This is a genomic window from Mitsuaria sp. BK041, assembly GCF_014193085.1.
Classification (GTDB): domain Bacteria; phylum Pseudomonadota; class Gammaproteobacteria; order Burkholderiales; family Burkholderiaceae_C; genus Roseateles.
Genome location: NZ_JACHYT010000001.1, coordinates 1,496,798 through 1,518,739 on the forward strand (window position 1 = coordinate 1,496,798; position 21,942 = coordinate 1,518,739).

The window sequence follows — 21,942 nt, forward strand, 5'->3', positions numbered from 1 at the left end:
AATGAACGATGCAGGACCAACAGAATGAGCCGGCGCCCGGCGCCGGCGCGACAGCACTGGATGCGATCACGCGTCATCCCCACACCTGGGGGCGCCGTGGCTGGGTGGCGGTGCTGGTAGGGGCGTTGTACGGGCTGCTGATGCGCGTGCTGTTCGGGAAGGTCCAGGTCTGGGCGCCATGGCTGGGGCTTTCCCGGGACGACGGCTACGTGATGAGCCTGGGCTTCGTGCACCTGACGCCGATGGTGGTGGGCGCGATCACGATCTACGGCATGCGCGCGTCGCGGCCCACCTGGACACAGGCGGCCTTCGCGCCCTGGGCGGCCACGGCGCTGATGATGATCGGCGCGATGGTGACGCTGCTGGAGGGCGCGATCTGCGTGGTGCTGATGACGCCGCTCTTTCTCGCGATGGCGTCGATCGGTGGCGTGGTGATGAACCTGGTCCTGCGCAACACGCGCCTGGGGACACTGCAACTGGGCGTGCTGGCGGTCCTGCCCTTGCTGGTCGCCGCGTTCGACGGCCCCTTGACCGCGGAGCGCTGGCAGCGCATCGACCGGTCGGTGGTCGTCGAGGCGCCGCCGGAGCGTCTCTGGGCGGAGATCGTCGCCGCGCGGGACATCCGGCGCGATGAGTTTCCCCGCACCTGGATCCATCTGATCGGTGTGCCGCGGCCCGTCGAGGGCATCCAGCAGATGACCCCGCACGGCGAGGTCCGCGTGTCGCGCTGGGAGCGCGGCGTGCATTTCCTCGGCCATGTGACCGAGCGCGTCGAGGGACGGCGGCTGGCGTGGCGCTACGAGTTCTCACCGGACTCGTTCCCGCCGGGCACGATGGACGAGCATGTCGTCATCGGCGGACGTTACTTCGACCTCGGCGAGACACGCTTCACCCTGACGCCGCTGCCGGCCGGCCGCACGCGGCTGGACATCGAGTCCCACTTTCGCGTCACCTCCAGCTTCAACGGTTATGCGGTGGCCGTGGCGGAGTTCCTCGGGCGGGACTTCGTGGACGGCTTGCTCGCGCTCTACAAGCGCCGCGCCGAGACCCCGGCCTGAGCGCGGTCGCAGGGGCAGCCCGAGGTGCGGTCCGGCGCGCGGTCCGGGCGTGGCGAGCGGGCCTTGCTTGAACCGCGCTCAGCCCCCCTCGCTTGCCCGATGGCGCGACGGTCCCGACGGGAGCAAGATCGCGCCCCGAGGAGACCTATCGATGAACGTCCGCCGCCCTGCCGGGTTGCGCCGCCGCACCCTGTCGGTCGCGGTGGTGGCCGGTCTCGCACTGGCCGCCGCGGCGCAGGCCTCGTCCGGCCCGACCGCCTCGCCGGGGGCGAGCAAGGAAGCGCCGCGCCGGGTGACCTTCATCGCGCAGGATTTCCGCAACGGCGGCATCGCCGCCGTCTTCCGCGGTTTCGAGGAGGCCTGCCGCGAACTGGGCTGGACGCTCACCGTCAGCAACGGCAACGGTGAACGCGCCAAGGTGCGCGCGCATTTCGAGCGCGCGGTCGCCAGCAGCGCCGAGGGCATCGTGCTGGGCGGCTTCAACGAGACCGACATCGCGGACCTGATGCCGACCGAGGCCAGCGCCGCCAGGCCCATGCTGGTGGGCTGGCACGCAGCCGCCCGCCCGGGCGCCACGCCGCTGCTGCAGGCCAACGTCACGACGGAACCGGCCGCCGTCGCGGAGAAGGCGGTGGAGCTGGTGGTCCAGTCCGAGCGGGCGCGCGTGGGGGTGGTGATCTTCAGCGACAGCCGCTTCGAGATCGCCAACGTCAAGACGCGGCGCATGGTCGAGGTGCTGCAGCGCTGCGCGCGCTGCGAGGTGCTTGGCGTCGAGGACATGCCGATCTCCGACGCCTCGCGCGCGATGCCGGCGGCGCTGACGCGGCTGCAGCAGCGCCATGGCGCGCGCTGGACCCATGTGCTGGCGATCAACGACGTCTACATGGATTCGCTGAGTTTTCCGCTGCGCGCGATGGGGCGGTCGGACATCGTCGGCATCGCGGCCGGGGACGGCTCGCGCACCGCGCTCAGCCGCATCCGGTCGGGCCGCTCGATGCAGTTCGCCACGATCGCCGAACCGACCGGGTTGCAAGGCTGGCAACTGGCCGACGAGCTGCGGCGGGGCTTCGCCGGTCAGCCGCCGAGCGGTCGCGTCGCGCAGCCGGTCGCGGTGACGACCGCGCTGCTGCAGGGGCTGTCGGCGACGGCCGGCATTGACGACGCGCTGTCGTACCGCGAAACCTATCGGCTGGAGTGGTTCGGCGCGCCGGGGGGCTCACCGCGTCCCTGAGCGGCCACGCGCTCATGCATCGAGCGCGGGCGAGGGCAGCGCATCCATCTCGCCGTGATCACGCTTGCGGCGGCAGAAGAACTCCCACACCGACTTCGGTCTGCCGTAGCGGCTCAGCGTGCGCTTGTCCAGGTGCTCGATCTCAAAGCAGGCCGTGAGCACCTCCTCGAGTTTCGCGCGAGTGAAGAACTGCTTGGCGACACCATCGACCGGCGTCAGCGCCCAGCTCGAGGCATCGTCCGGCGCGCCGTAGTGCCAGTCATCCTCCGCGTTCACGCAGCCAATGAGCTTGCCCTCCGGCGCCAGCACGCGCGCAATCTCGCACAGCGCGCGGCGGGTGTCCTCGCGGTCGAAGTAATGCAGCGACAGCTGTGCAACGGCCAGGTCAAACTCACCGTCACGCAGCATCGGCATCGCCCTCACATCCGCCAGCAGGTGGCGCGCCCGCGGCGAATGCCGCCGGCAACGCGCCAGCGCCTCGGCGGAAATGTCGATGCCAGTGACGTCGACGCCCAGCTCCAACAAGGCAGCCGTCTCCCAACCATCGCCACAGCCGATGTCCAGCGCGCGTCGCACGCCCGGCAACCGATGCTGCCAGCCAGTGAGCCACGCCTCCTGACGACTCAGCGGGTGGGCGGCGTAGCGGCGGTCCCAGACGGCGGAAGGAGGATCGTCGCTCGTCGGCTCGTCGGCTTCGGTTGGGGGCGGCTCCAAGGCCTCCTGCGGCGACCGAGCACCAGCGGAAGGCGCCGGGGCCCCTTTCCGCTCAATCGCCTCCTCACGCTCGGCATTCGCTTCAAGGGGCCCCGGCGCCTCCCGCTTCGAGACACCCAGCATGTCGTCGTGAGGGCGGGGGGAGGGCGCGGTGGCTGTCGCGCTGGCGGCGGTGCGGTCGGGCGGCGGTGCAGTCATGCACCGCAGCCTACCAAGACCACGACCGCTTCGCCGTGCGCCAAACCACCTTCGCCCGATCCAGGCGACAGGGGCCGCGCCCGGCGGCGCGGGCGCGGCCCGTGGGCTCAGAACTCCTTTGTCAGGCTGACGTAGACGGTGCGGCGCTGGCCGTACTGCGGCGCGCCGACGCCGATGCCGGAGCCGTCACGCAACTGGTAGACCTTGTCGAACAGGTTCACCACCGACAGCCGCGCCTCCACCGGACCGCCGCCGCCCAGGTCCAGGCGCTTGCTGAGGTCGGCATTGACCGTGGTGTAGGACGGCAGGTGCGTGGTGTTGGCGAAACCGTTACGCAGGCCCGACCCGAACAACGCGCTGGCGCCGACCGCATAACCGTCGCCGACCCGCACATTGACCCCGGCCGAAGCGCTCAGCTTCTGCTCGTGGTCCAGGTGCACCCAGTTGCTGGCGATGAAGTCGAGCTCGTCCTGCTCGAAGTTGAACTGGCCCGTCTCGACCTGCTTCGCCCGCGCGTGCGTGGTGCCCAGGTTGGCGTAGGCGGACCAGTCCTTCTCCTTGTAGTTCGCCGTCAGGTCCACGCCGTAGATGCGGCCATGCGCGTAGTTGAAGGCGGAATAGATCAGCGCGTTGCCGAACTGGCCCTCGTCCTGCAGGTGCTGCACCGCGCGGTAGTAGCCGTCCACGCCGAGGGTGAGCTTGGGCGTGACCTGCCAGACCGCGCCGGCATCGTAGTAGTTCGAGCGCTCGGAGCGCACCGCGGTGTTGGCGTCCGACGGCAACGCGTTGGTCGTGCCGGCGAAGGCGCTGACCGAGGTGGTGTCGATCTTCTCCGTCGGCGGCGGCGTGAAGTAGCGCGCGTAGCCGGCATGCAGGCGCAGCGCGGGCGTGGCGTCCCAGACCAGGCCCACGCGCGGGCTCAGCTGGTGTTCCTTGGTGACGGTGTCGACCTGGTCGTAGCGCGCGCCGTAGTTCAGCGTCAGCGTGCGGTCCAGCTTCCATTCGTCCTGCAGGTAGGCGCCCCAGAGGTGGCCGCCCAGGCGGCCGCTGTCGGCGATGCCGATCGGCGTGGCGCTGGTGGCGTTGCCGTCGTCGTCGGCGGGGAAGACCAGCGCGTCGTTGCGCGTGCTGGCGTGCTCGCGCTGGGCGAAGAGGCCGCTGCGCAGCGTGTGCGCGCTGTCCAGGCGCCAGCTCATGTCGGCCTGCACGCCGTTGGCCTCGTTGCGGCGAAGGATGTCCGCCGCGACGCCCAGGTACTGCAGGTCGCCGACGGCGTCGGGCGAGTAATGCACGTCGGTGTAGCGGTGGAAGAGCGAGACCTGGTAGTCGACCGTGTCGCCGATCGCGGCCTGGTAGCTCACGACGGCGAAGCGGTTGCGCTCGCGCTGGTGCGCGTCGAGCGTGCTCGAGTCCTTGTCCGGCGTGCCGTCCAGCGCGAACGCGGTCGACTGCCCCGGCGAGTTGGGAATCTGGAACCGGTTGTTGGTGACGCCGGCCATGGCGGTGATGCGGCTGTCGTCGCCCAGCAGGTAGGACACGAGGCCGAAGGCCTTGCCTTGGTGCGTGCGGTCGTGGAGCGCGTCGCGCGAGGCCGTCGGGTTCTCGATGCCCAGGTCGTTGCCGAGGAAGGAGCCGCTGAACTCGTAGCTGAGCCGGCCCTGCGTGCCGTGGACCGAGAGATCGAGCTCCCGCGAGCGCTGCGTGCCCAGCGTGATGCCGGCGCTGCCGGCGAAGGGCTTGTCGTCGTCGCCGACGCCCTGGGTGGTGATGTCGACGATGCCGGCGGTCCGGTAGCCGTATTGCGCCGGCAAGGCGCCGGTGAGCAGGCTGATGCGGTCGGCGAAGCGGGTCTCCAGCGTCTGGCCGAAGCCGCTGATCGCCTCCGGAATGACGACGCCGTTGATGCGGTACTGCAGGTTGGCATGGTCGCCGCGCACGTGCAGGCCGCCATAAGAGTCCTGCACCACGCCCGGGGCCTGCAGCAGAACCTGGTTCAGCGGCGTGTCGTCGCCTTGCGGGAGGCGGCCGATGTCGGCCTTGCTGAACTTGTAGATCGTGCTGCCGGTGTCGGGCGACAGGCCGTTGCGCGCGGCATCCAGGCGACTGCGCGCGCCCTGGACCTGGACCGTGGGCAGCGCCTGGCCGGCGGCGGGCGTCGCATCGGCGCTGGCGGAGGAGGGCGAGGAGGAGGGGATGGGAGACGCGGCGGGGGCAGCGTCGTCGGCACGTGCGGGCAGGGCCAGCAGCAGCGGATAGGCGAGCGACAGGGACAGCGCGAGGACGCGCAGCGGAGGTTGAGTCATGGTGTTTCTCTGGAAATCTGGAATCGGTCGAGCGCGCGCCGGGCGCCCCGCCTGCGCTTCAAGAAAGCGTTCAGGCGCGGGCGACGGGCGTCGCAGTCAGGCGGGGATTCAGATCGCCAGGGGCGGGCCGCGGCTGCGCGGCGGCGGCGCGGGGAGCGCGCGCGGGGCGAGCTCGGCGGGCGCCGTCTGGACGTGGGTGGCCTCGGCGAGCGCGAACACGGGCGCTTCGGCGCGCGCCGAGGCGGCCAGGTCGTCGAAGGCCAGGCAGGTTTCGCACAGCGGGTCGACGGGCAGCGGCTCCGCGTCGGCATGGGGCTGGCCGTCCTGCGCGTCGGTGCCATGCGCGACCGTCGCGGCGGTGGCGCCGGCCGGCGCATGCCCCCGCGCATCGGTCAGGTGACCGATGCCGTGCCACACCGCGCCCTGCTGCGACAGCAGCATGAGCAGCGGGAGCAACCAGTGCAGGAGGTGCTTGCGCATGGGGCGCGATTATGGGGCCGCCGCGATCCGCGCAATTCGTCACGCGCGCTGTCGCCTTGTCCCGTCAACCCCCCGCGAGGGCGATGGGGCGTCGCCTGGCCGGTGGATAGTGTGGCGCGTCGCTCGCGGACTACCGCGTGCACGGCGGCACGGCCCGCACCGATTTCCCCCTTGTCTCGTCCTCGATCCATGACCGCCTCTGCGTTCGTCCCCGACCTCGTCGGCATTGACCTCGGTACCACCCACTCGCTGGTCGCCTACTGGCGCGACGGCGCCTCCCACCTGATCCCCAACGCGCTGGGCCAGACGCTCACGCCGTCGGTGGTGAGCCTGGACGAGGACGGCAGCGTGCTGGTCGGCGTCGCGGCGCGCGAGCGGCTGCAATCGCATCCGGACCGCACGGTGGCGAGCTTCAAGCGAGGCATGGGCACGGCGACCAGCTACGCATTGGGCGACCGGAAGTTCCGCGCCGAGGAGCTCTCGGCGATGGTGCTGCGCGCGTTGCGCGCCGACGTGCGGGCCTGCTTCGGACAGGACGTCGACCGCGCCGTGATCACCGTGCCGGCCTACTTCTCCGACGCGCAGCGGGCGGCGACGCGCAACGCCGGCCTGATCGCCGGCTTCGTCGAGGTCAGCCTGCTCAACGAGCCGACCGCCGCCGCGCTGGCCTACGGCCTCAACGAGCAGGAAGACAGCCAGTTCCTCGTGTTCGACTTCGGCGGCGGCACCTTCGACGTGTCCATCCTCGAGCTGTTCTCCGGCGTGATGGAGGTGCGCGCCACGGCGGGCGACAACCAGCTCGGCGGCGACGACGTGGACGCCTGCCTCGAGCGCTGGGTGATGAGCGCGGCCGGCCTGCCCGATGCGCTGCTGCGCGATGAGCGCTTCGTCTCCAGGCTCAAGGCGCGCTGCGAAGCGGCCAAGCGCGCGCTGGGGCCGTCCGGCGCGGTGCCGATCGCGTTCCAGCACGAGTCGCACACCGTCGACCTGACGCTGCACGCCGAGGAGTTCGAGCGGCTGATCCAGCCCGTGCTGGAGCGCCTGCGCCAGCCGGTGGAGACCGCGATCCGCGACGCCCGCATCGGCACCGCCGACCTGTCGGCGATCGTGCTGGCCGGCGGCAGCTCGCGCCTGCACGCGGTGCGGCAGCTGGTGACGCGGATGTTCGGCAAGTTCCCGAACGCCAGCATCAACCCGGACGAGGTCGTCGCGCTGGGCGCGGCGGTGCAAGCCGGGCTGAAGGCCAATGCGGCGGAACTGGCCGAGCGGGTGATGACCGACGTCTGCCCGTATTCCCTGGGCATCGAGAGCGCCAGGCAGGTGAGCGCCGACCGGCTGACGGCCGGCTTCATGTCGCCGATCCTGCCGCGCAACACCGTCGTGCCGGCCAGCCGCGTCGAGTCGTTCTCGCCCATCCATCCGCAGCAGAAGTCCATCCAGGTCCGCGTGTACCAGGGCGAGGCGCGGCTGGTGAAGGACAACATCCTGCTCGGCCAGTTCGACGTGGACCTGCCGCGCTTCAGCGCCGAGCACCGGCCCCACATCGACGTGCGCTTCACCTACGACATCGACGGCCTGCTCGAGGTCGAGGCCACGCCGATGCTGGCCGATCGCTCCGCGGGCGAGCCGCAGCGCCTGGTGATCCAGAACTCCGACGAGCGGCTGTCGCCGCAGGAGGTGGCGCAGCGGCTGAAGGCGCTGTCCGAGCTGAAGCTGCATCCGCGCGAGCGCATGGAGGTGCGCGCGCTCGTCGCCCGCGCCGAGCGCCTGTTCATGCAGGTCGGCCGCGAGGACCGTGAGCAGCTGGGCACGGCGATCACGCGCTTCGAGCTCGACCTCGACTCGCAGGAGCCGCGTCGCATCGAGCAGGGCGGCGAGATGCTGCAGCGCCTGGTGCGCGCGATCGAGGCGGACTCGCCGCTGGGGGTCTGATGCCGGTCTTCCTGCCCAGCTACTTCGTCGCGCTCGGCCTGGACGAGCGGGCCACGGAGGCGGACGTCAAGGCCGCCTACGCCGCCCGGCTCAAGCGCCTGGACCGCGCGCGCGACCCCCAAGGGTTCCAGGCCTTGCGGGGTCACTACGAGGCGGCGATCGCGCACCTGCGCGAAGGGCGCGGGTTCCACGAGATCGAGCCACCCCAACCCCAACCCGACCTGGAGGTGGATCCGGAGCGGGTCGCCGGGGGCGCCTATGAGGACTTCCTTGCGGCGTTCTGGCGCGTCGACGCCCGCGCGCTGGCCGCCGCGGTCGGCTTGCTGCGGAATGCGCTGGCGTCGCAGGCGCTGGCCTCGCTGGCGGTCCGCGAGGCGTTTGAACGCCGCGTCGTCGGCGCGCTGTTGAGCCGCAGCCTGCGCCGCCGCTCCGGCCTGCTGCTCTTCGCCGCCATCGAGGCCTTCCGCTGGTCGGAACGCCAGCCGCTGCTGCCGGCGGGCGGTGATGAAGCCGGCATGCATCGATGGATCGACGCGGCCTTGCTGCTCGACGAGCGCACCCGCACGATCTGGCTGTGGCTGGCGGAGGAGCCGCGCCCGGCGCTGATCGACGCGGTACCGCTGCATCGCGAGTTCGACTGGAACAGCGCCGTGCGCGAGATCTGCTGCCAGCCGGGCGAGCTCGGACGCTGGCACGCGCTGGCGGTCGGCGAGCCGGCCGCGCCGGCGCCGCGGGAAGCGCCGCCGCCCCGGCTCGGCGATCCACCGCCGCCGTCGCGCACCACCTGGCGCGAGTGGCTGCAATGGTTGAGGTCCCCAGCCTTCCTGCTGCTGATCGCGCCGCTGCTGACGGCGGGCCTGGTCATGTCCCTGCTGTGGATGCGCGGCGAGGATCCCAACGCGCCCAAGCCGCTGAGCTGCGCCGACCGTTTCGCCGCCGCGTCGCAGGCGCACTGGAAGGCGCTGAGCATCGGGCAGGTCGAGCTGCTGAACCGCTGCGCCCACGAGGCGCCGCCACCCAAGTGCCAGGACCGCGAGCACCTGAAGCGCCTGACCCGACTGGCGGTGGTGATCGTCAGCTCGCGTGACGGCGGCTCCGCCGACATGACGTATTTCTTCGGCAAGGACGAGGTGGTGCTCGACCCGGAGGATGGGCTGCTGGTCGCGACGCGCGGGGAGCCCTGCGACCGGGCGGCCTGGGAGCTCTATCGACAGGGCAGCTGGCTGCGGATGGGGCATGGGCCGACGGCGGAGGCGATCGTGCGCCGGGCTGCCGTCTGCACGCAGATGGCCGGGCCGACGCGGGGCGACGCCGCGCCGTCGATGCTCAGCCTGGCGAGCGAGTGGTCGGCCGACGACTGGGCCTTCAAGCTGCTGAGCCGGACCGATGTCTGGCAGGTGGCCACGCACCCGAACGGCTTGGCGGGCCTCCCGCCGGCGCCGATCAAGCTGGATTCGCTGGTCACCACCGACCCCAAGCTCACCGAGGCGAGGGTCGAAAGCTGGGAAGACAAGGCACCGGCCTGCGTGGCCGGCGGCCGCTGACGCTGGCGGTCGAGCGCGTGCTGTCGAGCGCGTGCTGTCGATCGCGCGCTCACCGCCATCCGCCCGCGATTTCCCGCCATCCACCGCAGCGCGGGCGATGGCGGCGATCGGCGCGACCCACACTGGGCGCTCATCCACCGAGACCCGGAGCGTGCCGCATGTCGTCCCCGAAGCATCCCCCGATCGCCCGTCTGCGCGAGCTGCTGCGCGAGAACCGTGGCTTCCTGCTGTTCCTGGTCGGCTTCCTGTTCTTCCGCACCGCGATCGCGGACTGGAACCCGGTGCCCAGCGGCTCGATGCGGCCGACCATCCTCGAAGGCGACGTCGTCTTCGTCGAGCGCGTGGCCTACGACTGGAAGCTGCCGCTGACCGACATCTCGCTGCGGCGCACCGGCGAGCCGCGGCGCGGCGACGTGGTCACCTTCGGCTCGCCGCGTGACGGCACCCGGCTGATCAAGCGCATCGTCGCCGTGCCCGGCGACACGGTCGAGCTGCGCGGCGACCGGTTGATCCTCAACGGTCAGCCCGCGACCTACGCGCCGGTCGAGGAAGTGGACGAGACGCTGGTGCCCGGCGTGGCGGTGCGCGGCCTGCGCGAGATCGAGCAATGGGGCGACCAGCGCCGCGTCGTGCAGTTCCTGCCGGAGGTCCGCGCGCGGCGCGACTTCGGCCCGGTGGTCGTGCCCGCCGACCAGTTCTTCATGATGGGCGACAACCGCGACAACAGCGAGGACTCGCGCTTCATCGGCTTCGTGCCGCGCCGGCTCATCATCGGGCAGGCGCACCGCGTGCTGGTCTCGGCCGACATCACCGGCCGCTGGGCGCCGCGCTGGGACCGGTTCGCCGCGCCGCTGCGCTGAGGCGCGTCAACCACGACGGCCCTGCAGCACGGTCCGCATTGACCTGTGTCGCGCAGGGTCTCTGAGGCCGCGCCGAGAATCGCCCGTCCCCTTCATCCAACGATCGACGGAACCCTCATGACGGACCTCTCCCGCTTTCCCATCACGAAGAAGTGGCCCGCGCAGCATCCCGAGCGGCTGCAGCTCTACTCGCTGCCCACGCCCAATGGCGTGAAGGTCTCGATCGCGCTCGAGGAACTGGGCCTGCCGTACGAGCCGCACCTGGTCAGCTTCCAGACCGACGACCAGCTCTCGCCCGAGTTCCTGTCGCTGAACCCGAACAACAAGATCCCCGCGATCATCGATCCGGACGGCCCCGGCGGCGCGCCGCTGCCGCTATTCGAGTCGGGCGCGATCCTGGTCTACCTGGCCGAGAAGACCAGCCGGCTGATCCCGCAGGACCCGGCACGCCGCTACGAGACGCTGCAGTGGGTGATGTTCCAGATGGGCGGGATCGGGCCGATGTTCGGCCAGGTCGGCTTCTTCCATAAATTCGCCGGCAAGGACTACGAGGACAAGCGCCCGCGCGATCGCTACCTCAACGAATCGAAGCGCCTGCTGGGCGTGCTCGAGCAGCGCGTGACCGGCCGCGGCTGGATCATGGGCGACGAGTACACGATCGCCGACATCGCGATCTGGCCCTGGGTCAACAACCTGGTCGGCTTCTACGGCGCCGGCGAGCTGGTGGGCTTCAGCGAGTTCAAGGAAGTCCAGCGCGTGCTCGCGGCCTTCCTGGCCCGCGACGCGGTCAAGCGCGGCCTCAACATTCCCGCGCGCCCGACCGCCTGAGCACGCTTTTTGACTCCCTCTCCCGCTTGCGGGAGAGGGCAGGGGTGAGGGTCAGCGGCCGTCGAAGGACCTCAGTAGTGCGGCGGCAGCTCATCGCGCAGCGAGCCCGCGCCATCGCCTCGTCCCTCGGGCACCTGCTTGCGCAGCTGCGCGATCTCGCGCACCAGCGCGTCGATCTGCTCCTGCTGCCGCGCGACCTGCGCGTTGAGGTGATCGACCAGGTCCTCGGCGAAGCTGGCCTTGATCTCGAGCTCGGTGACCCGGGCCTCCAGGACCCGGACCTCCGCGGCCGCATCCGCTCCGCTCGCGCTCATGGCTGTGCCTTGGGCGCCGCGGCGTCCGGCTGCGACATCAGTTCCGCGATCACCGACACCGGCGCGCTGCCGTAGCTCAGGAACTGCTCGTTGAAGGCCTTGACGCTGAAGTCCTTGCCCAGCGCCTGCCGGCGCCGCTCGCGCAATTCCATGATGTCGCTGTAGCCGCTGAAGTAGCTCGTCAGCTGCACCGAGCTCAGCTGCACGCGGCGCCACTTCTCGCGCGCCTCGCGCTCGGTCTGGAAGGCCTGGCGCTGCAGCAGGTCCAGCGCCTGCGCCTCGGTCATGCCCAGCACGTGCACGCTGTAGTCCAGGATCGTGTTGGTGACGCTGCGCAGGTTCCACTTGCCCCACATCAGCCACATCTCCGGCGCGTTCCCGCCGTAGCCGGACTCCAGCATCATCCGCTCGCCGAAGACGGCCCAGCCCTCGACCATCGCGCCGTTGCCGAACAGGGTCTTGACCAGCGACGGCGACTTGTTGGCGTAGACCAGCTGCGTGTAATGGCCGGGCACGGCCTCGTGGATGTTGAGGATCTGCAGGATCCAGTGGTTGTATTCCCGCAGCGAGCTCTCGGCCTGCTCGGGCGTGAGGTCGTCCAGCGGCGTGACGTTGTAGTAGGTGCGGTCCTGCGGGCGATAGGGCCCGGGCGCCTCGATGCCGGCGCCGGCGACACCGCGCTGATACACCGGCGTCTCGCGCACGATCAGCGGCTTGCTCGCGTCCTGCGTCAACAGGTCGTGGTCGTTGATCCAGCGCTCCAGCTGCGGGATCTGCGCGCGGATCTCCTTGACGAAGTCCTCGCGCTTGACGTGCCGCTCGCTGAGCTTGCCGATCACCGCGCCGATGCGCGCGAAGCGGTCCTCGGGCTTGGGCGCGTCGCCCATCGTCTGCGTCCAGAGCTGGTCCGACAGCTGCGCCATCTGCGTCAGCAGCGCCTCGCGCGCCTGCAGCGCCCGCTGGTACATCTGCTCGGCCGAATGCGTGGACTGGATGTCGTAGCCGAACTTCTTCTCGTACAGCGCCTGGCCGAGCCGGAAGCTGCGCGCCTTGCCGCTGGCCTTGCCCTCGGCCAGCCATTGCTTCAGCCGCGCGGTATAGCCGTTGACGGCCGCCTTCGCCGCGGCGATGCGGACGGTGAGTTGCTGGCGCTCGGCCGCGGTCAGCGACGCGGCGTCCGGGCCTTGCGCGGCCTTGGCCACTTCGTCCAGCACGCTCAGCACGCCCGGCGCCTGGTCGATCGCCAGCTGCGTGTGCTCCAGCGTCGGTTGCTTCAGCAGCGCCGCGCCGGCCCGGTAATAGGCCGGCACCTGCGTCAGTCGCGCCGAGATCGTCTTCAGGCGCGCCGGCAGCGGCGCGTAGTCGGTGGCGAGGATGTAGTCGATCGGCCCGGCGATGTTGAGGAAGGACGGGTTCCACTCGTACTCGCGCAGCTCGGTCAGCTGAAAGCGGTCGCTGCGCAGCTTGTTGAGCAACTGGCCCAGGTCGGTGCGCGAGGCCGCGCTCAGCGTCGCCGCGTCGACGGCCTCGAAGCGCCGGAGCCAGTCCGACGCGAAGGCCAGCGTGCGCGCGCGCATCGCGCTGTCTGGCGCGGGCAGGCGGTCGGCGTATTCATAACGGCCCGCGGCGATGGCGGCGTCCGGATCCAGGCGCCACAGCGCCTCGATGTAGTCGTTGGCCAGGCGCTGGAAGCGCGCGTCGGCGGTAGCCGACGCGTCGGGTTCGGGGCGCAGGACGTTGCGGGTCGGCTGGGCGGCGGGATCGGCCGCGAGCGCGGGCAGGGCGTTCCAGGCGCCAACGGTGGTCAGCGCGGCCACGGCCAGCGCGCGAAGGGTGGGGCGGTGCGTCATGGGGCGCGAGCATAGCCCGCCCGGGCCCGCAGGGCGCGCGCCGGCCGCCCTCAGGCCAGCAGCCAGCGGCTGATGTGGAAGGTCAGCCAGGACGCCAGGTAGGCCAGGCCGAACAGGTAGGCCAGCATGACGGCCGGGATCTTGTAGCCGCCGGTCTCGCGCTTGACCGCGGCCAGCGTCGAGATGCACTGCGGCGCGAAGATGAACCAGGCCAGCAGCGAGAACGCGGTCGGCAGGCCCCAGGTCGACGAGATCAGCGGCGTCAGCGCCTGCGCGGTGGCGTCGTCGCCGGTGGCCGACAGCGCGTACACCGTGCCCAGCGCGCTGACCGCGATCTCGCGCGCCGCCATGCCCGGCACCAGCGCCAGGCTGATCTGCCAGTTGAAGCCGATCGGCTCGAAGATCGTCGCCAGGCCGCGGCCCAGGTAGCCGGCGAAGCTGTACTCGATCGCCGGGCCGGTGGCGCCCTCGGGCGCGCCGGGGAAGGTCGACAGCACCCACAGCAGCAGCGTCAGCGCCAGGATGATGCCGCCCACGCGCTTGATGAAGATCTCCGCGCGCTGCCACAGCCCGATGGCGACGTTGCGCGCATGCGGCCAGTGGTAGCTGGGCAGTTCCATCATCAGCGGACGCACTTGGCGGCCCGCGTCGGTGAAGCGCTTGAGCACCCAGGCCACCGCCATCGCCGCGAGGATGCCGGCGAAGTACAGGACGAACAGCACCAGCCCCTGCAGCTCGATGCCGCCCCACAGCTCGCGCTGCGGGATGAAGGCGCCGATCAGCAGCGCATACACCGGCAGCCGCGCCGAGCAGGTCATCAGCGGCGCGATCAGGATGGTCACCAGCCGGTCGCGCGGATTGGCGATCGAGCGGGTGGCCATGATCCCGGGGATCGCGCAGGCGAAGCTCGACAGCAGCGGGATGAAGCTGCGGCCCGACAACCCCACCGAGCCCATCAGCCGGTCCAGCAGGAACGCGGCGCGCGGCAGGTAGCCGGACTCCTCCAGGATGAGGATGAAGAAGAACAGGATCAGGATCTGCGGCAGGAACACCAGCACGCCGCCGACGCCCGCGATCAGGCCGTCGACGACCAGGCTGCGCAGGTGGCCTTCGGGCAGCAGCGCGCCGGCCTGCCCGCCGAGCCAGCCGGTGGCGGCCTCGATCCAGCCCATCGGCGCTTCCGCCCACGCGAACACGGCCTGGAACAGGAAGAACAGCAGCACCGCCAGCAGGATCGGCCCGAAGACCGGATGCAGCACGACGCGGTCGACCTTGTCGCTGGGCAGCTCGCCCTGCAGCGTGTCCAGGCCGAGTTCCTTGAGGATGTGGCCGATGCGGGCGTTGTCCTCGCCCTCGGGCACGGGGCTGGCGGTCTTCCACAGCTCGGGCTGGTCCAGCACCGCGCGCAGGTCGTCCAGGCCGTGGCCGTCGGTGGCGACCGTGCGGATCACCGGCACGCCCAGCAGCGCGGACAGCCTGGCCGTGTCGATCTCGATGCCGCGGCGCTGGGCCAGGTCGGCCATGTTCAGCGCGACCACGCAGGGCAGGCCCTGGCGCTGCACCGACAGGAACAGGCGCAGGTTGCGGCGCAGGTTGGTCGCGTCCAGCACGCAGACGATCAGGTCGGGCCGCTTCTCGCCCTGCGCGCGGCCGGCGAGGACGTCGACGGTGACGCGCTCGTCCGGCGAGCGCGGGTACAGCGAGTAGGTGCCTGGCAGGTCCAGCACCCGCAGCAGCTTGCCGGCGGCCGTCTTGAGCCGGCCTTCCTTGCGCTCGACCGTCACGCCGGCGTAGTTGGCGACCTTCTGGCGGCTGCCCGTCAGGCGGTTGAAGAGGGCGGTCTTGCCGCAGTTCGGATTGCCCACCAGCGCCAGCAGCGGCCCGGCCGGATGAATGTGGACGACGGCCTCACGCATGGGCGGCCCCCGCCTGGCCGGTCGCGGCATCGGTCGCTGCGTCGATGGGCGCGGTGAGCCCGCCGCTCGTGCCGCCCTCGAGCAGCACGCAGTCCGCCTCCGCCCGGCGCAGCGCGAAGGTCGACTGGCCGATGCGCACCACCAGCGGGTCGGCGCCGGGCATCGCGTGGGCCAGCACGGCGACGTGCTCGCCGGCGACGAAGCCGAGCTCCTCCAGCATCTGCTTCCATTCCGGCGCATGGGCCGGCGCCTGCAGCGACTTGACGCGGTGCGCCTGGCCGAGGACGGCCTGCGCGAGGGTGGGGACGGGAAGGACAGCGCTCATGTCGTGGGGATCTCGGGAGGAGCCTGCGGGCTTGCGAAGCGAAACATTCTAAATGATAGTAATTCTCAACTTGCTCGACCGAGCCGGGGTGATGTTTCGGTCAATCCGAGGGCGTTTGGCGATCCGCGCGAGCCGGCACGGGAACTGCTAGCCACTAGCCCGCGTTTCAGCTGGACGCAATGGCCTGACTTAGTGAGGCGGCCCCTGATTTGATGAGCCCGCAAACGTTTAGCGTTTTCCTTGACGTGGCTTACACTCGCGCCTTCTTAGAATGCCCGGCTGCTCCTCACCCCTTCGCATCGAGATCGCAATGATGAAGTCCTTCCTGTCGTTCGCCCCGACCGTCACCTCGATCGCCGCCGGCCTGGTGCTGGCCCTGGCGACCGGCGCCGCGGCCGCGCAGACCACCCCGGCGGTGATCTTCGACATGGGCGGCAAGTTCGACAAGTCGTTCAACGAGGCCGCCTACCGCGGCGTCGAACAGTGGAAGAAGGACACCGGCGGCAAGTACCTCGAGTTCGAGATCAGCAACGAGACCCAGCGCGTGCAGGCGATCCGCCGCATGGCCGAGCGCGGTGCGAGCCCCATCATCTCGGTGGGCTTCGCCCAGGCCTCGGCGCTGAACCAGGTGGCCAAGGACTTCCCCAAGACCAAGTTCGTCATCATCGACGAGAAGGTCAACCAGCCCAACGTGCAGTCGGTGCTGTTCAAGGAGCAGGAAGGCAGCTTCCTCGTCGGCGCGCTGGCCGCGCTGACCAGCAAGACCGGCAAGGTCGGCTTCGTCGGCGGCATGGACATCCCGCTGATCCGCAAGTTCGAGTGCGGTTACGAGCAGGGCGCCAAGGCCGCCAACGGCAAGGTCGAGGTCTTCAAGAACATGACCGGCACGACCGCCTCGGCCTGGAATGATCCGACCCGCGGCGGCGAGTTGGCCAAGGCGCAGTTCGCCAAGGGCGTGGACGTGGTCTTCGCCGCGGCCGGCGGCACCGGTGTCGGTGTCTATCAGGCCGCCAAGGACGCCGGCAAGTTCGCCATCGGCGTGGACAGCAACCAGAACCACCTGCAGCCCGGCACCATGCTGAGCTCCATGGTCAAGCGCGTGGACGTGGCCGTCTACAACGTGCTCAAGGAATGGAAGCCCGGCATCAGCGTGCTGGGCCTGAAGGAAGGCGGCGTGGAGTACGCCGTCGACGCCAACAACGCCAAGCTGATCGCGCCCGCGGTCAAGGCCAAGCTCGACGGCTACAAGGCCGACATCATCGCCGGCAAGATCAAGGTCGCCGACTACATGGCCGACAACGCCTGCAAGAACTGACCCCTCGCGAGCGAGCGTCCCTGACATGACACAGTCCCCACGCGGCGCCGCCGCGCCCGCGGTCCGTCTGTGCGAGATCTCCAAGCGCTTCGGCGCGGTGCAGGCCAACCGGGCGGTGAGCCTGGCCGTCGAGCGCGGCACGGTGCATGGCCTGGTCGGCGAGAACGGCGCCGGCAAGAGCACGCTGATGGCGATCCTCTACGGCTACTACCACGCCGACGAGGGCCACATCGAGGTCGACGGCCAGCGCGTCTCGATCGCCAATTCGCATCAGGCCATCGCGCTGGGCATCGGCATGGTGCACCAGCACTTCATGCTGGTGGACACGCTGTCCGCGCTGGACAACGTCATGCTGGGCGCCGAGCCGGCCTTCTTCCTGTCGCGCGCCAAGCGGCAGGTGCGCCGCGAGCTCGAAACGCTGATGCGCGACACCGGCCTGACGGTGCGCCTGGACGCCACCGTGGCCGACCTGCCGGTGGGCGAGATGCAGCGGCTGGAGATCCTCAAGGCGCTGTACCGCGGCGCCCGGATCCTGATCCTGGACGAACCGACGGCGGTGCTGACGCCCCAGGAGACGGACCAGCTCTTCGAGGTGCTGCGCCGCCTGCGCGAGCGCGGCACGACCATCCTGCTGATCACGCACAAGCTGCGCGAGGTGATGGCGCTGTGCGACGCGGTGACCGTGATGCGCGCCGGCACCGTGGTCAAGACCACCGCGATCGGCGACACGAGTCCCGAGGACCTGGCCGAGAGCATGGTCGGCCGCAAGGTCAACCTGGGCCGTGACGGCGGCGCGGCCAAGCCGCAGTCGGAGCAGCCGGTGCTCAAGGCCGAGGGCCTGACCGTGGCGAGCGACACCGGCTCCGGCGTGCATCTGCTGAGCAACGCCACGCTGGCGCTGCGCCCGGGCGAGATCGTCGGCGTGGCCGGCGTGTCGGGCAACGGCCAGAGCGAGCTGCTCGAGGTGCTGGCCGGCATGCGCGCGCCCGACGCCGGCGCGCTGCATGTCGCGGGGCGCGATTTCCAGGCGGCCGCGTGGATGGACCCGCGCACCGCGCGCGAGCTCAAGCTGGCGCACGTTCCCGAGGACCGCCACGCGCTCGGCATGGTGCTGAGCTTCCCGGCCTGGGAGACGGCCGCGCTCGGTTACCACGAGCAGGACCAGTACTGCGCCGGCCCGCTGGGCCTGGGCATGGACCAGCGCCACCTGCGCGCGCAGACGGCCGAGATGATGGAACGCTTCGACGTGCGGCCGCGCAATCCGGAACTGGGCTCGTCCAAGTTCTCCGGCGGCAACCAGCAGAAGCTGATCCTGGCGCGCGAGATCGGCCAGCAGCCGGCGGTGCTGCTGGTGGGCCAGCCCACGCGCGGCGTGGACATCGGCGCGATCGAATTCATCCACAACCAGCTGCGCCGCCTGCGCGACGCGGGCTGCGCGATCCTGGTGGTGTCCAGCGAGCTCGACGAGATCCTGGCGCTGGCCGACCGCGTCATCGTCATGAACGCCGGCCGCATCACCGGCGAGCTCGCGATCGATGCCTGCACCGAGAAGAACCTGGGCCTGCTGATGTCCGCTTCCCCCTCCCACGAGAACGCCGCGGCCGCGGCGACCGCCGCATGAGCGCCCAAGCCTTGCAGATGCCGCGCTGGATGGACCTGGTCCTGCTGCCGCTGTGGAACCTGCTGATCGCGCTGGCGGTGGCCGGCGGCGTGGTGCTGCTGATCGGCGCCAGCCCGGTGCAGGCGCTGTCGGTGCTGCTCGAGGGCGCGCTGGGCAGCGCGCGCGGCCTGGGCTACACGCTCTACTACACGACCACCTTCGTCTTCACCGGCCTGGCCGTGGCGGTCGCCTTCCACGGCGGGCTGTTCAACATCGGCGGGGAAGGGCAGGCGACGCTGGGCGGCATCGGCGTGGCGCTGCTGTCGCTGTGGCTGGCGCCCAAGCTGCCGGGCTTCGTGATGATCCCGCTGGCGATTCTCGCGGCGGCGCTGTTCGGCATGGTCTGGGCCGCGGTGCCCGGCTACCTGCAGGCCTGGCGCGGCAGCCATGTGGTCATCACGACCATCATGTTCAACTTCCTCGCCGCCGGCCTGAACGGCTACCTGCTGGTGAACTGGCTGCGTCCGGCGGGTTCGATGTCGGTGGAGAGCGATGCCTTCGCCGACTCGGCGCGCATGCCGGCGGTCCATGAGCTGCTCGCGAAGCTGGGCATCGAGTGGCCGTCCTCGCCGCTGAACCTGTCCATCCTGCTGGCGCTGGCCGCCAGCGTCTTCGTCTGGTGGTTCCTGTGGAAGAGCCGCGCCGGCTACGTGCTGCGCGCGGTTGGCTCCAACCCGAGCGCCGCGCATTACGCCGGCATCCGGCCGCGCTGGCAGGTGCTGGCGGCGATGGGTCTGTCGGGCGCGCTGGCCGGTCTGGTCGGCGTCAATGAGATCGCCGGCGTGCAGGGCAAGCTGACGCTGGACTTCGTCGCCGGCGCCGGCTTCACCGGCATCGCCGTGGCGCTGATGGGCCGCAACCACCCGGTGGGCATCGTGCTGGCGTCGCTGCTGTTCGGCACGCTGTACCAGGGCGGCGTCGAGGTCTCCTTCGAGGTGCCCGGCTTCAGCCGCGAGATGGTGGTGACGGTGCAGGGCCTGATCGTGCTGTTCGCCGGCGCGATGGCGATGGTGAGCGCGCCGATGTTCGCGAAGCTCTACGCGGCGTTCGCGCGCAAGCAGCGCGCGGCGGAGGGGAAGTCCCATGGATGAGGTGCTGATCGGCTCGGTGCTGGCGTCGACGCTGCGCGTCACCACGCCGCTGCTGTTCGCCGCGCTCGCGGGCCTGCTGTCGGAGCGCTCCGGCGTGGTCGACATCGGCCTGGAAGGCAAGATGCTCTCGGCCGCCTTCGCCGCGGCCGCGGTGGCCAGCGTGTCGCACTCGACGACGCTGGGCCTGCTGGCCGCGATCGGCGTGGCGATCGCGATGTCGATGGTCCACGGCTTCGCCACGGTGACGCATCGGGGCGACCAGGTCGTCTCCGGCGTCGCGCTGAACATGGTGGCCGCCGGCCTGACGGTGGTGCTGGGCATCGCCTGGTTCGCGCAGGGCGGCCAGACGCCGCCGATCGCCGCCGAGCAGCGCATCACCGGCCTGCTGCCGCAGTGGGCCGAGCCCACCCCGGGGAGCTGGGCCGCATCGGTCATCGGCCACGGCCTGCTGAGCCACAACGCGCTGGTCTACCTGGCCTTCGCGCTGGTCGTCGTGGTGTGGTTCTTCCTGGAGCGCACCCGCCCGGGGCTGCGCCTGCGCGCGGCCGGCGAGAACCCGGCGATGGTCGACGCCGCCGGCGTGTCCGTGCCGCGGCTGCGCTACACCGCGCTGGCGCTCAACGGCATCCTGTGCGGCCTGGGCGGCGCCTACCTGACGCTGGCGCAGAACGCCTCGTTCTCGCCCAACATGACCGCGGGCCGTGGCTTCATCGCGCTGGCCGCGATGATCTTCGGCAAGTGGAAGCCGGTGCCGACGCTGTGCGCCTGCCTGCTGTTCGGCTTCCTCGACGCCGTCGCCATCCGCCTGCAGGGCGTGTCGCTGCCGGGCATCGGCGAGGTGCCGGTGCAGCTGATCCAGGCGCTGCCCTACCTCCTGACGGTGGTGCTGCTGGCCGGCTTCATCGGCCAGGCGATCGCGCCCAAGGCGCTGAGCAAGCCCTACGTGAAGGAGCGCTGAACATGAGCGCGCAGAACCTCATCGCCTCGATCCCGCTGCCCGCCGACGTCATCGAGCGCCTGCTGAAGGCCGCGCTCGACGCGCGCCAGCATGCGCATGCGCCGTACTCGAAGTACTTCGTCGGCGCCGCGGTGCTGGACGAGCACGGCCGCATCCATGCCGGCTGCAACATCGAGAACGCCGCTTATCCGCAAGGCTGGTGCGCGGAGACCAATGCGCTGGGCCACATGATCATGGGCGGCGGGCGCATCGCCCGCGCGGTGATGGTGACCGGCGCCGGCTCGGAAATCATCACGCCCTGCGGCGGCTGCCGCCAGAAGCTGCGCGAGTTCGCGCGGCCTGAGGAGCTGATCGTCATCGCGGGCGACGCCTCGGGCGTGCGCGCGCACTGGACCCTGGAGCAGCTGCTGCCGGCGAGCTTCGGTCCCGACCATCTGAAGAACTGACATCGACGCGGCCATGCCGGCCGCGACAGGAGAGAACCATGTCCATGCCCCTGCAAGGCGCCGAGCTCGACGCCGCCATCACCACGTCCATCGCCACGCTGAAGGCCACCTTCGGCGAGCAAGGCCCCGAAGTGGCCGTGGTGCTGGGCTCCGGCTGGGCCGGCGCCGTCGACCAGCTGCAGGACGCGAAGCACCTGCCGTATGCGCAGCTGCCGGCCTTCCCCCAGCCCAAGGTCGAGGGCCACGTGGCCGAGATCGCCGTCGGCCGTGTCGGCCAGCAGCGCGTGGCGATGCTGCGCGGTCGCGCGCACACCTACGAGAGCGGCGACTGCACCGGCATGGCCGGCGCGATCCGCAGCCTGAAGGCCTGGGGCGTGAAGGTGCTGGTGCTGACGAATGCGTCGGGCAGCCTGCGCTCGCACCAGCCGCCGGGCAGCCTGATGCTGATCTCGGACCACATCAATGCGCCGCAGCGCTCGCCGCTGACCGGCCTGCCGGGCAGCGACCGCTTCTGCGACATGAGCGTCGCCTACGACGCCGAGCTGCGCCAGCAGGGCTTCAAGGTCGCGCGCGACGTCAACATGGTGCTGACCGAGGGCGTGTACGTGTGGGCCGTCGGTCCGCACTTCGAGACGCCGGCCGAGATCCGCATGTTCGCCGCCTGGGGCGCCGACGCGGTGGGCATGAGCACCGTGCCGGAGACCATCCTGGCGCGTCATGCCGGGCTGCGCGTCGCAGGTCTGGCGCTGATCACCAACATGGCCGCGGGCATGTCGGACGAGGCGCTGACGCACGCGCTGACGCTGCAGCAGGCCAAGGCCTCGGGCGAGCGCGCGGCGGCCTTCCTGGGCCAGTACTTGGCCTCGTTGGCGACGCTGGCATCGCTCAAGGGCTGATCCGCCCGGAAGGCGCAAGATCG

The 21,942-nt window shown here is 70.7% G+C and carries 19 protein-coding genes; 12 read left to right on the top strand and 7 right to left on the bottom strand.

The window, feature by feature from the left end:
- The first annotated feature begins 8 nt into the window (after positions 1-8).
- Positions 9-1,058 (top strand): SRPBCC family protein, encoded by a 1,050-nt coding sequence (locus FHT38_RS06610; protein ID WP_183490785.1) that lies wholly within the window; start codon positions 9-11, stop codon positions 1,056-1,058.
- A 151-nt stretch (positions 1,059-1,209) separates the two neighbouring features.
- Positions 1,210-2,289, top strand: a complete 1,080-nt coding sequence (locus FHT38_RS06615) for a substrate-binding domain-containing protein (protein ID WP_183490786.1) — start codon at positions 1,210-1,212, stop codon at positions 2,287-2,289.
- 12 nt (positions 2,290-2,301) lie between these two features.
- Here the strand turns inward: FHT38_RS06615 and FHT38_RS06620 are convergent, their stop codons facing one another.
- From FHT38_RS06620 to FHT38_RS06630, 3 genes are all read right to left on the bottom strand, one after another.
- Entirely contained in the window at positions 2,302-3,201 is a 900-nt protein-coding gene (locus tag FHT38_RS06620; RefSeq protein ID WP_183490788.1) for a class I SAM-dependent methyltransferase, read from the bottom strand.
- Between the two features lie 107 nt (positions 3,202-3,308).
- Positions 3,309-5,504, bottom strand: coding sequence for a TonB-dependent receptor (locus FHT38_RS06625; protein ID WP_183490790.1), 2,196 nt, complete (start codon positions 5,502-5,504; stop codon positions 3,309-3,311).
- A 108-nt stretch (positions 5,505-5,612) separates the two neighbouring features.
- Positions 5,613-5,984, bottom strand: a complete 372-nt coding sequence (locus tag FHT38_RS06630) for a hypothetical protein (protein WP_183490792.1) — start codon at positions 5,982-5,984, stop codon at positions 5,613-5,615.
- A gap of 189 nt (positions 5,985-6,173) precedes the next feature.
- Here FHT38_RS06630 and FHT38_RS06635 point away from each other — a divergent pair, with 189 nt between their 5' ends.
- From FHT38_RS06635 to FHT38_RS06650, 4 genes are all read left to right on the top strand, one after another.
- Entirely contained in the window at positions 6,174-7,916 is a 1,743-nt protein-coding gene (locus FHT38_RS06635) for an Hsp70 family protein (RefSeq protein WP_183490794.1), read from the top strand.
- A complete protein-coding gene (locus FHT38_RS06640; protein ID WP_183490796.1) occupies positions 7,916-9,460 on the top strand; it encodes a hypothetical protein in 1,545 nt (514 codons plus the stop codon). Before FHT38_RS06635 ends, FHT38_RS06640 begins: the two co-directional genes overlap by 1 nt.
- Before the next feature lie 158 nt (positions 9,461-9,618).
- Positions 9,619-10,320 (top strand): signal peptidase I, encoded by a 702-nt coding sequence (gene lepB / locus FHT38_RS06645; RefSeq protein ID WP_183490798.1) that lies wholly within the window; start codon positions 9,619-9,621, stop codon positions 10,318-10,320.
- A gap of 117 nt (positions 10,321-10,437) precedes the next feature.
- Positions 10,438-11,148, top strand: a complete 711-nt coding sequence (locus FHT38_RS06650; RefSeq protein ID WP_183490800.1) for a glutathione S-transferase N-terminal domain-containing protein — start codon at positions 10,438-10,440, stop codon at positions 11,146-11,148.
- Positions 11,149-11,219: 71 nt separating this feature from the next.
- Here the strand turns inward: FHT38_RS06650 and FHT38_RS06655 are convergent, their stop codons facing one another.
- The 4 genes from FHT38_RS06655 to FHT38_RS06670 are packed head-to-tail and all read right to left on the bottom strand — an operon-like array spanning position 11,220 to position 15,553.
- The gene (locus FHT38_RS06655) at positions 11,220-11,462 is read right to left on the bottom strand and encodes a SlyX family protein (RefSeq protein WP_091723743.1); all 243 of its coding nucleotides are present in this window, start codon (positions 11,460-11,462) and stop codon (positions 11,220-11,222) included.
- Positions 11,459-13,312: a DUF885 domain-containing protein gene (locus tag FHT38_RS06660; RefSeq protein ID WP_183490802.1), complete on the bottom strand. Its 1,854-nt coding sequence runs from the start codon at positions 13,310-13,312 to the stop codon at positions 11,459-11,461. The genes FHT38_RS06655 and FHT38_RS06660 overlap by 4 nt, the downstream gene beginning before the upstream one ends.
- 50 nt (positions 13,313-13,362) lie before the next feature.
- The gene (locus FHT38_RS06665) at positions 13,363-15,228 is read right to left on the bottom strand and encodes a ferrous iron transporter B (RefSeq protein ID WP_183490803.1); all 1,866 of its coding nucleotides are present in this window, start codon (positions 15,226-15,228) and stop codon (positions 13,363-13,365) included.
- The gene (locus tag FHT38_RS06670; RefSeq protein WP_183490805.1) at positions 15,221-15,553 is read right to left on the bottom strand and encodes a FeoA family protein; all 333 of its coding nucleotides are present in this window, start codon (positions 15,551-15,553) and stop codon (positions 15,221-15,223) included. Before FHT38_RS06670 ends, FHT38_RS06665 begins: the two co-directional genes overlap by 8 nt.
- Before the next feature lie 310 nt (positions 15,554-15,863).
- Here FHT38_RS06670 and FHT38_RS06675 point away from each other — a divergent pair, with 310 nt between their 5' ends.
- Genes FHT38_RS06675 through FHT38_RS06700 form a run of 6 tightly spaced genes read left to right on the top strand, consistent with a single transcriptional unit; the run spans position 15,864 to position 21,919 of the window.
- Positions 15,864-16,868: a BMP family protein gene (locus FHT38_RS06675; RefSeq protein ID WP_255488618.1), complete on the top strand. Its 1,005-nt coding sequence runs from the start codon at positions 15,864-15,866 to the stop codon at positions 16,866-16,868.
- A gap of 25 nt (positions 16,869-16,893) precedes the next feature.
- Entirely contained in the window at positions 16,894-18,489 is a 1,596-nt protein-coding gene (locus tag FHT38_RS06680) for an ABC transporter ATP-binding protein (RefSeq protein ID WP_147242224.1), read from the top strand.
- A complete protein-coding gene (locus FHT38_RS06685) occupies positions 18,486-19,619 on the top strand; it encodes an ABC transporter permease (protein WP_183478729.1) in 1,134 nt (377 codons plus the stop codon). Before FHT38_RS06680 ends, FHT38_RS06685 begins: the two co-directional genes overlap by 4 nt.
- On the top strand, positions 19,612-20,577 hold the full coding sequence (locus FHT38_RS06690; protein WP_183490807.1) for an ABC transporter permease: 966 nt from the start codon (positions 19,612-19,614) through the stop codon (positions 20,575-20,577). The genes FHT38_RS06685 and FHT38_RS06690 overlap by 8 nt, the downstream gene beginning before the upstream one ends.
- 2 nt (positions 20,578-20,579) lie before the next feature.
- Positions 20,580-21,023 carry a cytidine deaminase gene (locus FHT38_RS06695; protein WP_183490809.1) on the top strand — a complete coding sequence of 148 codons (444 nt, stop codon included), beginning with the start codon at positions 20,580-20,582 and terminating at the stop codon, positions 21,021-21,023.
- Positions 21,024-21,061: 38 nt separating this feature from the next.
- A complete protein-coding gene (locus FHT38_RS06700) occupies positions 21,062-21,919 on the top strand; it encodes a purine-nucleoside phosphorylase (RefSeq protein WP_255488619.1) in 858 nt (285 codons plus the stop codon).
- Positions 21,920-21,942 lie beyond the last annotated feature (23 nt).